Origin of the sequence: Mesorhizobium sp. 113-3-3, assembly GCF_016756495.1 — a bacterium.
Taxonomy (GTDB): Bacteria; Pseudomonadota; Alphaproteobacteria; order Rhizobiales; family Rhizobiaceae; genus Mesorhizobium.
The window spans coordinates 3192835-3206463 of sequence record NZ_AP023243.1 but is presented as its reverse complement, the minus strand read 5'-3'; the positions used below and the strand labels follow the sequence as shown (position 1 = coordinate 3206463).

Sequence of the window (13629 nt, the reverse complement as noted above, 5' to 3'; positions counted from 1 at the left end):
TGTGGGAGAAGGGAAGACCCGCGATAAAAAGCCCTTACTGCGTCGGCAGCATGCCTTCAACGTCGCTGGCCGCGTCATTGAGCGCTTCCTTCGGTGTCGCCGACTGGTCGACGATGCGCGACAGATTGTCGACGATCGTCTGCGTCACCTTCACACCATTGGTGCCCGGGAAGGCATACCACGGAACCATCAGCGGCATCTGGCTGAGCCCGGCCTGGAAGAGCGGGTTCTTCTTGTAGAAATCGCCGAGATAATCTGATGATTTCGCCGCGAGTTCATTGTTGGGGACATAGCCGGTGCCCGGCACGACGACGGAAGCGCCATAGGGGCCGGCGGCGAATTTAGCGAACTTCCAGGCAGCCTCCTGCTTGGCCGCGTCCTTGGTCAGGATGACCACGGCATTGCCGCCCGTCGGCAGATGGCCGTTGACCGGATCGATCAGCGGGATCTTGGCCGTGCGCAGCGTGAACTTGTCGCCGACATTCTTGATCGTGTTGACCAGCGCGCCGGTGGTCTGGAATTCGAAGCCGACCTTGCCGGCCGCGAAAGCCTGCTCGCCCGCCGGCTTGGTGAAGACCGGCATGCCGCCCTCCTTCACCATCTGCTGCAGGATCTCCACCGCCTTTTCGCCTTCCGGACCGTTGAAGGCGACCTTGCTTTCGTCCTCGTTCAGCATCTTGCCGCCGGCGCCGAACAGCAGCGCCGAGAACATCCAGTCATCGCCCTGCCAGCGGAAGTCGATGCCGTCGACGCCGTTGCCGAGCGCCTTGATCTTGCCGCCGAGCGCGATCACCTCGTCCCATGTCTTGGGCGGATTGTCCGGATCGCCACCGGCCGCTTTCATCAGGTCGGCGTTGTAATACATGATCGGGTTGGAGGTGGCGAAGGCAAGCCCAACCTGCTTGCCGTTGACCTGCGCCAGCTTCAGGATCGTGTCGGAGAAGCCGAGCTCCGCCATATTGCCTTCCTTCTTGACCAGCGGGCCGAGATCGACGGCGACGTCGCGCTCATTGAGCATGCGCAGGCGGTTGAGGCCGATGAAGGTGATGTCGGGCATCTCGTCGGTGCCGGCCTGGCGAAGAATGGTCTGGATGCCTTCCTCATAGGTCGCCGACGGGCTGGCGAACTGGATCTTGATATCGGGGTTTTCCTCCATGAACTTCTTCGAGATCGTGTCCATCACGTTCTTGAAAAAGCCAGGCATCGGGTAGTGAACCGTCAGCGTCGTCTCGGCGTAGGCCGGAAGGGCCGCCGCCAGCGACACCGCCGCCGCGGCGAAAATCCTGGAAATATGCTTCATTGCTGGTTTCTCCTTGTTGGCCCAGTCAGTTGTTGGCAAATCAGCCTTTGAGACCGGTCATGGTGATGCCCTCGACGAAGCGCTTCTGCGCGAGCAGGAAGGCGGCGACGAGAGGAAGGGTTATGATCAGCGTGGCGGCCATCAGCGCGCCATAGTCGTCGCCGGCCTCGGCGGCGCGGAAATACATCAGGCCGAGCGGCGGCGTGGCGTAGGCCTGCTTGCTGACGACGATCAGCGGCCAGTAGAGGTCGTTCCAGTGCGCGACAACGGAAAAGATCGCGAAGGCGGTGACCGCCGGCCACGCATTGGGCACGATGACGCGCGCCACGATGCCGAGTTCGGACATGCCGTCGAGCCGCGCGGCGTGCAGCAGGTCGTCGGGCATGGCGCGGAAGAACTGCAGGAACATGAAGATCGCGAACACCGATATGGTGAAGGGCGCGACCAGCGAGGTGTAGCTGTTCAACAGCGACATCCTGTCGAAGGCGACGTAGAGCGGCAGCGCGGTGGCATGGATCGGCACCAGCAGGCCGAGCATGACCAGCACCATCATCAGCCGCGCGGCGCGGAACTTCAGCTTGGCCATGGCGTAGGCGCAAGGGATGGCGACCACGACCTGGAAGAAGAAGATCAGGCCGCAGACGACGACGCCGTTCCACAGCAGCGTCGCCATCGGCACCTTGGCAAACGCCTTGGCGAAATTCTCGGCGAAGTAGAAATGCTGCGGGATCAGCGCCAGCGACGAGGTGAAGATGTCGCTCTGCGTCTTGCCCGCCGTCGAGATCATGAAGATGTAGGGCGCAAGGATCATCAGCGCGCCGAGCGAAAGCAGCGCGAAGCGGATGATGCTGCCGGCCGGAATGCCTGTCATGTGTAGTGCACCCGCCGGTCGAGCACGCGGTACTGCAGAAGCATCAGCACCACCAGGATCGCCAGGAAGACGACCGTCATCGCCGAGGCGTAGCCGACGCGCAGATAGACGAAACCCTCCTGGTAGATGGTGAAAAGCAGCACTTCCGACGCCTTGTTGGGCCCGCCGTCGGTCAGCATCTTTACCGTCTCGAAAACCTTCACCGCATTGGTGACGCTGATGGTGACGACGAACAGCGTCGTCGGCCCGAGCATAGGCCAGGTGACCAGGAAAAACCGGTCGAGCGCCGATTTCGCGCCGTCGACATGGGCGGCGGCATAGAGCTCGCGTGGGATCGCCGTCAGCCCCGCCAGGAACAGCACCATGTTGAAGCCGACCGACTGCCAGATGCCGATGATCGACAGGCTGTAGAGCACGGTGTTCGACGCGCCGAGCCAGTTCGGACCGGGAATGCCGGCCAGCGAAAGCAGCGCATTGAGCGGCCCGATCGTCGGGTGGAAGATGTATTGCCAGACGGTCGCCATGGCGACGATCAGCGAGGCGACGGGCAGGAAATAGACGGTGCGGAAAAAACCGCGCGCCCGCCCCTCGCCTTCGATCAGCAGGGCAACGCCGAGGCCAAGCACGATCGAGACCGGAGCGACGATGGCCGTATAGACCGAGGTGTTCCACAGCGACCGGCGGAAGGTGCGGTCGTTCAAGAGATGCGCGTAGTTCTCGAACCCGACGAAGCGGAACTTGCCGTAGCCGAGCTCGAAATCGGTGAAGCCGAGAAAGATGACGGCCGCAACCGGCAACAGCACGAACAGCAGCAACAGCACGATGGCCGGCGCCGCCAGCAGCCAGGCGGTCCGGTCCTCGCTGCGCGCACGCAGTGCCGCGGCGCTCGGGATATTTCCCGCCAGCACGACGCTAGACATAGGCCGGCTCCTGCCGCGCGCCCGCCGCGATGCGCAGCCGCTTTCCTTCCGGCCCGAAGACCATCGCCTGTTCGGGGGCCAGAAGGATCCCCACCTTCATTCCGGCGATCAGGTCCCTCGCCTCCTGCGGCGCCAGCTTGGCGACGACGCTGTCGCCGGAGGCGTCGAGCCGGCAATGGGCAATCACTTCCGAGCCGAGGAATTCGAGGCGTTCGATCCGACCGGCAAGGCCGCTGCGCCCGCTGGGGGACAGTTTGACGAATTCAGGCCGGATGCCGACGCTGACCGGTCCGTTCGCCACCTTCTCCAGCAAAGCCAGCCGCATGCCTTCGAACTCGACACGGCCGTTCTCGGCCTTCGCCGGGATGATGTTGATCCTCGGCTGGCCGATGAAGCGCGCGACTTCGATATGCGCCGGGTCGTTGTAGATCATTTCGGGTGCTGCGAGTTGCAGCAGATTGCCGCCGATCATCACCGCCACGCGGTCGGCCATCGAAAGCGCCTCGGCCTGGTCGTGCGTCACATAAAGCGTCGGCACGCCGGCGCGACGATGCAGTTCGACGATCTCGCCGCGCGCATGGACGCGCAGATTGGCGTCGAGGTTGGAAAGCGGCTCGTCCATCAGGAAGATCGAGGGATGGCGCACCATGGCGCGCGCCAGCGCCACACGCTGGCGCTGGCCGCCCGACATCTGCCCCGGCTTGCGGTCGAGCAGGTGGTCGATCTTGAGCAGACCCGCCATCTCGCGGACATCGCGCGCAACGCCGCTGCGGATCTCCTTCTGGCCAGGCAGCAGCGAGCCGACCAGCGGCAGGCGCTGCGACCGGCTCAGCCGCTTCATGGCGAGCGGCACGGCGATGTTCTGTCCCGCCGTCAGATGCGGGTAGAGCGCGTAGGACTGGAACACCATGGCAATGTTGCGGTCGGCCGCGGCAACCGGCGACATGTCCTTGCCGCCGACGAAGATGTCGCCGCTATCGGCATGGTCGAGCCCGGCCAGGATGCGCAGCAACGTGCTCTTGCCGCACCCGGAAGGACCGACGAGCGCGATAAATTCGCCGGCTTCGACATCGAGGCTGACGCCATTCAGAATGGCATTGCCACCTAAGGATTTCTTCAGGCCGCGAAGCGACAGCGCGCTCATGACGCGACCCGCTTTCGAACCTTGTGCGCCTCGTGCGGATAGACCTCGGCCACCACATCATCGAGGACGTAGGTGGTCATGCCGGGAATGGCGACGATCTCGCTGGCGACAGCGTCGCCGAATTCATGGATGACGGCGCCAAGCAGCCGCTCGCCCGGCATGTCGCGCTCCATCTCGCCGACCACGAAAGCCGCCGACGGCCCCCAGACCAGCGATGTGTTTTGGTACTGGCCTTGCCATGCCCGGTGCAAATGGCCGCTGGCGAACAGCGCGACATCGTGGGCGGCGACCAGGTCGTAGAGGCGCTGGCGCTGCGCCGGCCTGACGCTCCAGTAGCCGGTATCGCCCTCGCCGGGCTGATCGACGAATAGCGGCTTGTGGGCAAAGAGCGCGACGCGCCGGCCGCCGCGGCTTTCCAGCCCGGTGCGCAGCCATTCGAACTGCGTCTCGTCCTCGGCATCGTCAAAACCCATCAGCAGGCTGTCGAGCCCGATGAAGCGCCAGCTCCCGGCGTCTTCCATCCAGTAGTCCGGCCCAACCAGCCGGCGCCAACGCTCGAGGCGCGCGGCATTGACCGGCTGCAGGGAGCCTGGGAGATGGCCGACATCGTGATTGCCCGGCACCAGCAGCATCGGCGTGCAGATTTCCCGCATCAGATCCATGCAGAAGGTGATGTCGTCATCCTTGTCGGCACCGTCGACGCTGAGATCGCCGGTGTGAATGACAAGGTCGGCGCCGCTCTGCGCGATCCAGGCGGCCAGTGGCTGCCAATTGCCGTTGAAATGCGCCTTGGTCGGGCTGAAATGGGTGTCTGTAATCTGAACGATTCTCATGCCGGCTCCACCATGCGAGCCGCGCCCCCAGGCGAGCGGCATCGCATGGGGGCTTCCTTAGTGCCGTTCCATGTCACTTCCTTAACAGCGGCTGGGCAAACTGTGGACTGGCGCCGGCAAGCGTGTCAGCGGCGGGCGCCAATACGCAAAACACGCAAACGTGCAGGACGGGTCGCGACCTCCAAGGCGCGCGACCGACTTGTTCACAACGGTCGGCCTAAAACCTCGACCATATGCCGCTTGGAGCCGATGCTGACCGGCCCCGCCGTTCGTACCGGGCCAAAACCTTGCCCCCGCCAAAATCGAAGCGCCGGCTCATTTTCCATGAGCACGCCAAGCTCCACGCGGGTGACCTGCCGGGATTTCAGCCACCTGAAAAAGGCGTCGCAGATGGCCCGTCCCAACCCTTGACCGCGAAGGGTTTGATCGATCATGAGCAACGCAATCCACCAACACCCGGCTTGCGGATAGTCGCGGTCGCAAGCCAGCAAGCCGACAAATTCGCCATTGGCGGCTTTTAATCCGAATACGAATTTGTCGGCATCCGTCCGGTTGGGCGGAAAGCTTTCGAATTCCTCCCTCGCACTGTCGGCATTGGGCGGCTCGCCTCGCTCCAGCACGGCATAATCCGAGCAGGCCTGGTATAGCGGCGCCAACCGGGGGGCATCGTTTCCGACCAGCCCTTCAATCTCGTAGCCGGGAAGCGAAATTGGAAATCTGGTCGTCTTGTCCATGAAAATTCCGGATCTGGGGCAGCAGCCTCTATTTCAGCTCGAACTGGGGATCGACCGGAATCTGCATCGCCGTCACCAGATGGTTGGTCTGTCCCGCCAGCCCGATGATCGACACCAGCTCGCCATGCTGCGCGTCGGTCATGCCCTTGGCCCGCGCCGCTGCCGTATGCGAGTGGACGCAGTAGGAGCAGCCATTGGCCGTCGACACCGCGATGTAGATCATTTCCTTGGTCAGCGGATCGATGGCGCTGTCCGCGACCATCACCGCTTTCAGCTGTTCCCACACCCGCTTCAGCGACACCGGATCATTGGCCAGCCCGCGCCAGAAATTGTTGACGAAATCCGATTTGCGCGTCGCCCTGATGTCGTCGAACACCGCCTTGACCGCCGGGATTTGTTCGACCTCGGCATCGCTGAGGAGCTTTGTGGTGGCCATGGCGTTTTTCCTTCATTGAGTCGTAGTGCGAATTGAATCAGGCCTTGAGCAATCACGGCTAACCAGTTTGACTGATTCAGTTTCTAGCGCGGGGCGGCGCAGAACGTTGATGGTTAGCCGAGCCCTCTCAGCTTCGTCATCCTAGGGCGAAGCAGGCGCGAAGCGCCGTCGCGGAGACCCTAGGATCCATTCCGTGACGCCTATCAAAGCGTGCAGCGGAGTGAAATTCTGCACCGTGGCGGCACATCCGAGTCCCGGCATGGATCCTCGGGTCTGCGCCGCGTCGCTTCGCTCCTTGCTCCGCCCGTGGATGACGAAGAGGTTGAGGTCTTCGCCAATTACCAACGTATACGCACCGCCAAGCATCGGCCGCCACCTCAATGCACCGCCGCGTACATGATCTTCTCCTCCGTAGCCTCCGCCGGCGAAAACTCTTCCACGATACGCCCTTGCCGGCACACCAGAATCCGGTCCGACAGGTTCATGATCTCCGGCAGGTAGGACGAGATAACCACGACAGCCAATCCCTCGTCGGCCAGGCGGTTGATGATCTGGTGGATTTCCGCGATGGCGCCGACATCGACGCCGCGTGTCGGCTCGTCGAAGATGACGATGCGCGGCTGCTGCACCAGCCCCTTGCCGATCACCACCTTCTGCTGGTTGCCGCCGGAAAGCTCGACCACGCGGGCATTGTCGTTGATCGCCTTGATGTTCAGCGTCTTCGTCCATTCGGCCGACAGTTGCCGCATCTCCTGCTGGTTGATCACCCAGGCCTTTTCGCGGCCCGCGGCGAGCAACCCGCCGAACAGGTTCTCGGCAATGCCCATCGTCTCGAAAATGCCTTCGCTCTTGCGATCCTCGGTGACGTAGACGATGCCGTCGGCCACCGCCTCGCTCGGCACGAGATAGCGTACGGGCCTGTCGTCGAGCTCGATCGCCCCGCCACGCAAAAAATCGCGCTTGTAGATGCCGGACACGATCTTGAAGGTCTCGGTGCGGCCGGAGCCGATGAGACCGAACACACCGGTGATCTGGCCCTCGAAGATCGAGAAGGAATTGTTGCGCACGACATTGCTCATCGAAATGTCCTGCACCGACAGCACCTTCTTGCCGGCCTTGCGCAATTTCGCCTCGTCACGCTGGCGGTAGATCTGGCCGGACAGCGTACGCCCGACCATGGCGGCAACGATCTTGTCGCGGTCGAAGGCCGACGTGTCGTCGGTGATCACCAGCTCGCCGTCGCGCAGGATGGTAATGCGGTCGGCGATGGCAAGCGCCTCTTCCAGCGCGTGGCTGATGAAGACGATGGAGACGCCACTCGCCTTCAGCCTGCGGATCAGCGCGAAGAAGTGGCGCTTTTCCTCAGGCGTCAGCGTCGCCGTCGGCTCGTCGAAAATGATGATCTCGGCATTGTGGTGCACCGCGCGCGCGATCTCCACCATCTGCCGCTTGGCTGCGCCCAGCGTCGCCACCATGGCGTTGGGATCGACCGGAAAATTCAGCGACTGCAGGAATTGCTGTGCTGAAATATACGTGCCGCGCAGCCGGTTGAGGAATTTTTCAGTACCGAGATAGAGGTTCTGCGCCACCGTCATCGACGGCACCAGGCTGGTCTCCTGGAACACCATGGCGATGCCGGCTTCGAGCGCCGCATGCGGCGAGGCATAGGCGATCTCGCGTCCCCTATGGAACATCTTGCCCGACGTCGCGTCGACCACCCCGGCGATGATCTTGGTCAAGGTCGATTTGCCGGCGCCGTTCTCGCCGAGCAGCGCGTGGATCTCGCCCTTGCGCAGGTCGAAGCTGACATTCTTGACCGCGGGCACGCCGCGATAGTTTTTGGTGACGTTTTCGAGCCGGACGATCGGTTCCATCAAAAACCTCCCGCGTCGAGCACGCAGTCGCCGCCTTTGGAAGCGATGAACAGCCGGCCGTCCTTTTCGACGACGCTGCAAATGCCATGGCGTGTGCCGTTGGCGCGGCTGTGCAGGCTGAATTGCGGCTGCATCTTTGCGTCGAGCCTGACCACCAGCCCATAGGAGCGGCTCGGCGACCATGGCTTGTGGATGCCCATGGTGCGGATGCCGCCGCATTGCAGCGGCTCGAGGTAACTGCGGTTGGAGGCCAGCGCCGGCGCGATCCAGTAGGCCGGCGGCACCTGGTCGATCATGTCCTGGCGGTAGTGCGTTTCCTGCAGCACGAATTCGATCAGCCGGTTGCGCGGCGCGAACAAGGCCAGCCAGGCGCCACCATCGCCAGAAGGCGCAAGCCGCGCGGGATAGCCGGGCAGATGCGTCAGCACCGTCGAGCGGCTGCCGGTCGCACCGTCGAAACGGATGAGCTGATGGCGCCAGCTTTCGCTGACCAGCACATCCCTACCGACGGGGTGAAGCCCATAGGGAAAAGCGAGATCGCCGGCCATCTTGCGGAATTCGCCGCCTGCTGGGTCCCGCTTCCAAAGCGAACCGGACGCGCCCTTCTTCATCAGATCGGCAGCCCATTGCGACGGCGCATGCTCGGCCGACCCGTTGGCCAGCCACAGCGTGCCGTCCTCGGCGTAGGAGAGCGCGGTGATGCAGCCGACATCAGCCGGCAGCGAAACCTCCTTGCCTGATATCAGCATCTTGCCGCTTTCCAGCGCCACCGTCAGCTCGCCCGATGGCGACAGGGCCAGCGCCGCGATCGGCGACGGAAAGGTCTCGATCACCTTGGGTTCGCTTCCCGCAGCGAGCGAATAGACGGCGTTGCCGCTGGTGGTGAGCAGCCGGTCACCGAAAACCAGCAGATTGTCCGGCTCGATCAGTTCTGCAAAGGCCGGCGCGTCGTCCAGCCGGGTGTTGGGCCGGAAAGCGCCGTCGAGTGGCGGGATGGTCACCGCCTTGCCGCGAAACATGTCCAGGATCGGATCGAGGATCATGGCTTTGCTCCCCAATAGGAAGCAGGGCTGGTCCAGTTCGGGTCGGCGCCAGAAATCTTGTAGCGGCCGATGCGGTTGTTGAGGATGCCGCCGACGAAGAGATAGCCCTTGTGCTCGCGCATGGAGGTGACCATCGGGTGCGCATCGCCAGAGAGGTCACCCATCGCCTCGACGATGCCGCCTGTCTCGTCGAATTTCACCACGCCGCCGGTGTTGATGTTGGGAAACAGCCATTCGTCCTGCGGCAGCCGGCGGGTCATGCGCTTGCGCATGTCGGGATGGCGCAGCGAGAGATCGAAGCTCGGCGTGCGCATGCCGAGCCAGGCCATCCAGTAATTGCCGTCGGAAGCGCGGTTGATGTTGTCGGGATAGCCCGGCATGTCGCGGATAACGCATTCGGCGGTGCCGGCCTTCGGCCCTTCCAGCCAGTAGCGATGCACGCGGCAGGCCCAGCTTTCGGCGAAGAACAACGACTTGCCGTCATGCGCCATGCACACGCCATTCGTGTAGCGGTAGCCGTCGAGCAGCGTCTTCGTCGAGCCATCCCTGGGATCATAGACCAGCAGCCGGCCGGTGGCGCGGTTCTCGATCGAGTCCAGCGCCCAGTCATGCGCGTCATAGCGCTTGGTCGAGTCGGTGAAATAGATGCGGCCATCCGGAGCGATGTCGCAATCATTGGGATCGCGCAGCCGCGCATCGTCGACGATCGAGGTCCAGGATCGCGCCGTCTCGGCCGAGAGGCGTTTTACCTCCCGATCCGGCGAGACGGAATATAGCCCCATGGCGCCGACGCAGCTGATGAGATTGCCTGACTTATCGAAGGCCAGCCCCAGCGGAAAGCCACCAATATGGGCGAACACTTCCGACTTCACATAGTCCGGCGCGAAGAAGCGCACGATCTCGCCATGGCGGGTGCCGCAATAGAGGTGGTCGTCGCGGTCGAGGATGACATCCTCCGGCCCTTCCAGCTCGCCGAGCCCGATATGGTCGGCCGCCGACAGACGGTTGTCGAGTTCGTATGATGTGCCGGAGCCCGGCACCGCCGACTGCGTCTCGCCCATCCTGAGGTAGACCGGCGCGACATAGACTTCGTTGAGCACCTTGTGGCGGTTCTTCAGCCAGCGGATGTCGATGGTAACCGCCACCGCCAGCATGATGCCGAGCACCATCTGGTTGGTGCCGGTGCCGTAACCCAGCCGGATCAGGCCGTTGGTCATGGTCAAGACGATGATGGCGCCCATCAGCCCCTTGATCGCCGAGCCGCGCCCGCCGCCGAGGCTGACGCCGCCGACCACCGCCGCCGTCAGCGCCATGATTTCGAGGTTGAGGCCCGTGCCCGGCCCTGCCCCGCTCAGCCGGCAGGCGATGAGGAAGCCGCCGATCGAGGCGCAGAAACCGGAAAAGACATAGGTCATGAACACGGTGCGGCGCACGCGGGCGCCGGCATTGTGCGCCGAGCGCCGGGAGCCGCCGACCGCCAGCACATGCCATCCGGGCCGCGAGCGCGTCAGCGCGATATGGGTGACGATGGCAAGGATGATCGCCAGCCACACCGAGACCGACAGGCCCCAGAAAGTGCTGTCGCCGATGAAATCCAGCACATCCGAAGTGGCGGTCGAAAGCTGCACGTCGGCGGCGTAGGTGGTGACGAGGATATCGAACAGCGCCCGGCCGAAAATGAAAGTGACCAACGTGGTGAGAAAGGCGCGCAGCCTGAGGTAGCCGACGAGATAGCCGTTGATGGCGCCGAAGACCAGGCCGGTGGCGAGCGAGGCGGCCATCGCCAGCCAGATCGACTGTTCGAGGATGAAGAAGACATAGACGGCCGAGAAACAGGACAGCGCGAAGATCGAACCGACGGAGAGATCGATGCCGCCGCCCAGCATCACCACCGTCATGCCGGTGACCACCATCGAGAACTCGCCGAGCTGGCGGGTCGATTCCTGCAGCGAGCTCAGCTTGAAGAAGCCCGGAATGATCGAGCCGAAAGTCGCCAACGTCACCACCAGCGCCAGGAACGGAATGGCGTTGTCGGTCCAGCGTTTGGTCAGGATCTCGCCGACCAGGTGGTCGGGCACGAGATTGTAGCGCCAGGACTGGAGGCGTTCACGAAGGGACATTGGCTGCCGTTGCTCAAGAGAAAGAGGTGGCCGGACTGATCCGGCCACCTCGCGGGGTCCATTCGACGGCGTGGCTTACTTCGCCGCCGCTTCGGCCTGCAGCGCCTTCAAATCCCAGCAGCTGTCGGGCTTGAGGTCGGCCTTGGTCGTCGCCTTCTCCAGCGTGTAGATGTAGGTGTGCGAGGTGCCGGCCGGCTGGCCGCTCTGCAGCAGGAACTTGATGATGGCGTTCATGTCGCCCGACTGGCGGGCGAGATCGGTCATCACCACGGCGCCATAGGTGCCGTCGTTCAGCTTGTCGCAATCGGCCGCCTTTTCGCCGCCGCCGGTGGTGACCAGGAACACCTTGCCGTCGAGCTTGGCGTCGCGGATCGCGGCCGATGCGCCGGTGGCGTCACCATCCCAGAAATCGATGATCGAGCAGATGTCCGGGTTCTGCTGCAGCATGGTCGTTGTCACATTGCGCGAGGTCGTCGCGTCCCAGTTGGAGTCGGGCTTGGCCACGACCTTGAAGTCGGGATGCTTGTCCAGCACCTTCATGATGCCGGCATATTGATAGAGGCTGGAGGAGTTCGCCTGGTCGCCCTGCACCAAACCGATCTTCTTCGACGAGTTTTCGCCGCAGCCCTTGATCGCCGCTTCGGCTTCGAGCTGGCCGAGCCGGTCCCAGTCGCTGCCGACAAAGGCATCGGCCGGGAAGTTGGCGGGATTGTCGACCAGGAGCACGTAAGTGCCGGCCGCCTGTGCCTTCTTCATCAGCTTGGAATAGGAGTTGAGGTCCGGTGCGTGGATGATCAGCACGTCGGGCCTGGTGTCGGAGGAAATGGCGTCGGTGATCGCCTGCGCGCCGGCATCGACCACCCAGTTCGGATCGCGCGTTTCGAACGTGCCGCCCCAGGCTTCGACCTCCTTCTTCAAATAGTGCGCCCAACCCTGCGCCAGGTCGAAGCCCATGGCCAGCGGCACCAGCATGACGCGCTTGCCCTTCAGCGCCTGCGCATAAGCCGCCGGGCCCGGATCGTCGGCGGCGAAGGTCGGCGCCACGAAGGCGGTAACGGCGAGCGCCGTTGCGGCGGCCATGAGAGTTCTGATCAGTTTCATGTCACGTCCTCTGGTTCGGTTTTCATTGCCGGCCGATCGTCGCGATCGGGCCGGGTACCCCGAGCAGATGGGCTAGCCCATCTGCCCTAAATGTCGCCCTGCTGCGCGGTCTGCTCGTCGCGCGGGTTGATGATGCCGTCGACGATGATGGCGCCCAGCAGGATCGCCGCCTTGATCAGGTTCTGGTAAAGCAGTGGAATGTCGATGATGGTCATGGCGTTGAGCAGGATGCCGATCAGCGCCGCCCCCACCAGCACGTTGCGCACCCCGCCCCGCCCGCCCGACAGGCCGATGCCGCCGATCACCGCCACCAGCACGATGTCGTAGAGCAGCGTCGAATTGACGATGCGGGTGTTGATCGAGTGCAGGCTGGCCGCCGTCAGCAGGCCGGCGATCAATGCCACGAAAGCCGAGAGCACATAGCGCAGCACCAGCATCGGCCGCACCGGAATGCCGATGTTGCGGGCGGCGACCGGATTGTCGCCGGCGAAATAGATGTAGCGGCCCCATTTGGTGTAGCGCAGGAACAGGAAGAACAGGAAGGCAAGGCCGGCGAAGACGAACACCTCGATCGGGATGTCGAGGAAGCGCAGGCCGCCGAGCAGTTCGACCCAATGGCCCTGCGGCACCGGCACCGCATCCTGCGTGATCAGTTGCGAGCGCACATAGCCGAAGACGAAGGAGCCGGTCGCCAGCGTCACGAAGATCGCCGGCACGTCGGCATAGGCGACGAGAAAGCCGTTGAGCAGGCCGATGGCGAGCACGCCGGCCAGCACATAGGCGAAGGCCAGCCCGTCCGAAGTGCCGGTGTTGAGCAGTTGCAGGTACCAGGCGACTGACATCGCCATGATCGCCACCGCTGACAGGTCGATGCCGCGGCCGATGATGACGACCGCCATGCCGAGCGCCAATATGCCCAGCACCGAGACCGATCTGACGATGGCGACGAGGTTGTTGGGGTCGATGAAGCCCGGCAGGCCTATGGCCGCGGCAACGAACAGCACCACCGCGATGGCAAAGACAATGCCTTCCTGATTCAGGCTCTTGAGGTTTAGCCGGCCAATCGCGCTCATGTCTGCATTTGCCCCGATGGCAGCGCTGCCATCCCGAAAGCCAGAGCTAACCGGCTCGGCGCCGGTTCGTCAAATGAATCCGCGTTCAGAACACGGGCCTGGAGCGGGATTCGGTGAGTGGACGCATCGATTGCCAAAACTGGCGCAATGCCCGGAAACTCCTGCGCTTTTGGCAATCGA

At 63.5% G+C, this 13629-nt stretch carries 12 protein-coding genes; all 12 read right to left on the bottom strand.

The window, feature by feature from the left end; translation table 11 throughout:
- Positions 1 to 34: 34 nt before the first annotated feature.
- The 12 genes from JG746_RS15680 to JG746_RS15625 all read right to left on the bottom strand — a co-directional run bounded on the left by JG746_RS15680 (position 35) and on the right by JG746_RS15625 (position 13449).
- Entirely contained in the window at positions 35 to 1300 is a 1266-nt protein-coding gene (locus tag JG746_RS15680; RefSeq protein WP_202358950.1) for an ABC transporter substrate-binding protein, read from the bottom strand.
- A gap of 40 nt (positions 1301 to 1340) precedes the next feature.
- A complete protein-coding gene (locus JG746_RS15675) occupies positions 1341 to 2171 on the bottom strand; it encodes a carbohydrate ABC transporter permease (protein ID WP_202358949.1) in 831 nt (276 codons plus the stop codon).
- Positions 2168 to 3091, bottom strand: a complete 924-nt coding sequence (locus tag JG746_RS15670; protein WP_202358948.1) for a carbohydrate ABC transporter permease — start codon at positions 3089 to 3091, stop codon at positions 2168 to 2170. The genes JG746_RS15675 and JG746_RS15670 overlap by 4 nt, the downstream gene beginning before the upstream one ends.
- Entirely contained in the window at positions 3084 to 4235 is a 1152-nt protein-coding gene (locus JG746_RS15665) for an ABC transporter ATP-binding protein (protein ID WP_202358947.1), read from the bottom strand. The genes JG746_RS15670 and JG746_RS15665 overlap by 8 nt, the downstream gene beginning before the upstream one ends.
- Positions 4232 to 5068: a metallophosphoesterase family protein gene (locus JG746_RS15660; protein WP_202358946.1), complete on the bottom strand. Its 837-nt coding sequence runs from the start codon at positions 5066 to 5068 to the stop codon at positions 4232 to 4234. Before JG746_RS15660 ends, JG746_RS15665 begins: the two co-directional genes overlap by 4 nt.
- 203 nt (positions 5069 to 5271) lie before the next feature.
- Positions 5272 to 5802: a GNAT family N-acetyltransferase gene (locus JG746_RS15655; protein WP_202358945.1), complete on the bottom strand. Its 531-nt coding sequence runs from the start codon at positions 5800 to 5802 to the stop codon at positions 5272 to 5274.
- Positions 5803 to 5830: 28 nt separating this feature from the next.
- Complete coding sequence (locus JG746_RS15650) at positions 5831 to 6238, bottom strand: carboxymuconolactone decarboxylase family protein (protein ID WP_202358944.1); 408 nt, start codon at positions 6236 to 6238, stop codon at positions 5831 to 5833.
- 377 nt (positions 6239 to 6615) lie between these two features.
- The gene (locus JG746_RS15645; protein ID WP_202358943.1) at positions 6616 to 8112 is read right to left on the bottom strand and encodes a sugar ABC transporter ATP-binding protein; all 1497 of its coding nucleotides are present in this window, start codon (positions 8110 to 8112) and stop codon (positions 6616 to 6618) included.
- Complete coding sequence (locus JG746_RS15640) at positions 8112 to 9155, bottom strand: hypothetical protein (protein WP_202358942.1); 1044 nt, start codon at positions 9153 to 9155, stop codon at positions 8112 to 8114. Before JG746_RS15640 ends, JG746_RS15645 begins: the two co-directional genes overlap by 1 nt.
- A complete protein-coding gene (locus JG746_RS15635) occupies positions 9152 to 11275 on the bottom strand; it encodes an ABC transporter permease (RefSeq protein WP_202358941.1) in 2124 nt (707 codons plus the stop codon). The genes JG746_RS15640 and JG746_RS15635 overlap by 4 nt, the downstream gene beginning before the upstream one ends.
- 75 nt (positions 11276 to 11350) lie before the next feature.
- Complete coding sequence (locus tag JG746_RS15630; RefSeq protein WP_202358940.1) at positions 11351 to 12376, bottom strand: sugar ABC transporter substrate-binding protein; 1026 nt, start codon at positions 12374 to 12376, stop codon at positions 11351 to 11353.
- An 86-nt stretch (positions 12377 to 12462) separates the two neighbouring features.
- Entirely contained in the window at positions 12463 to 13449 is a 987-nt protein-coding gene (locus JG746_RS15625; protein WP_202358939.1) for an ABC transporter permease, read from the bottom strand.
- Positions 13450 to 13629 lie beyond the last annotated feature (180 nt).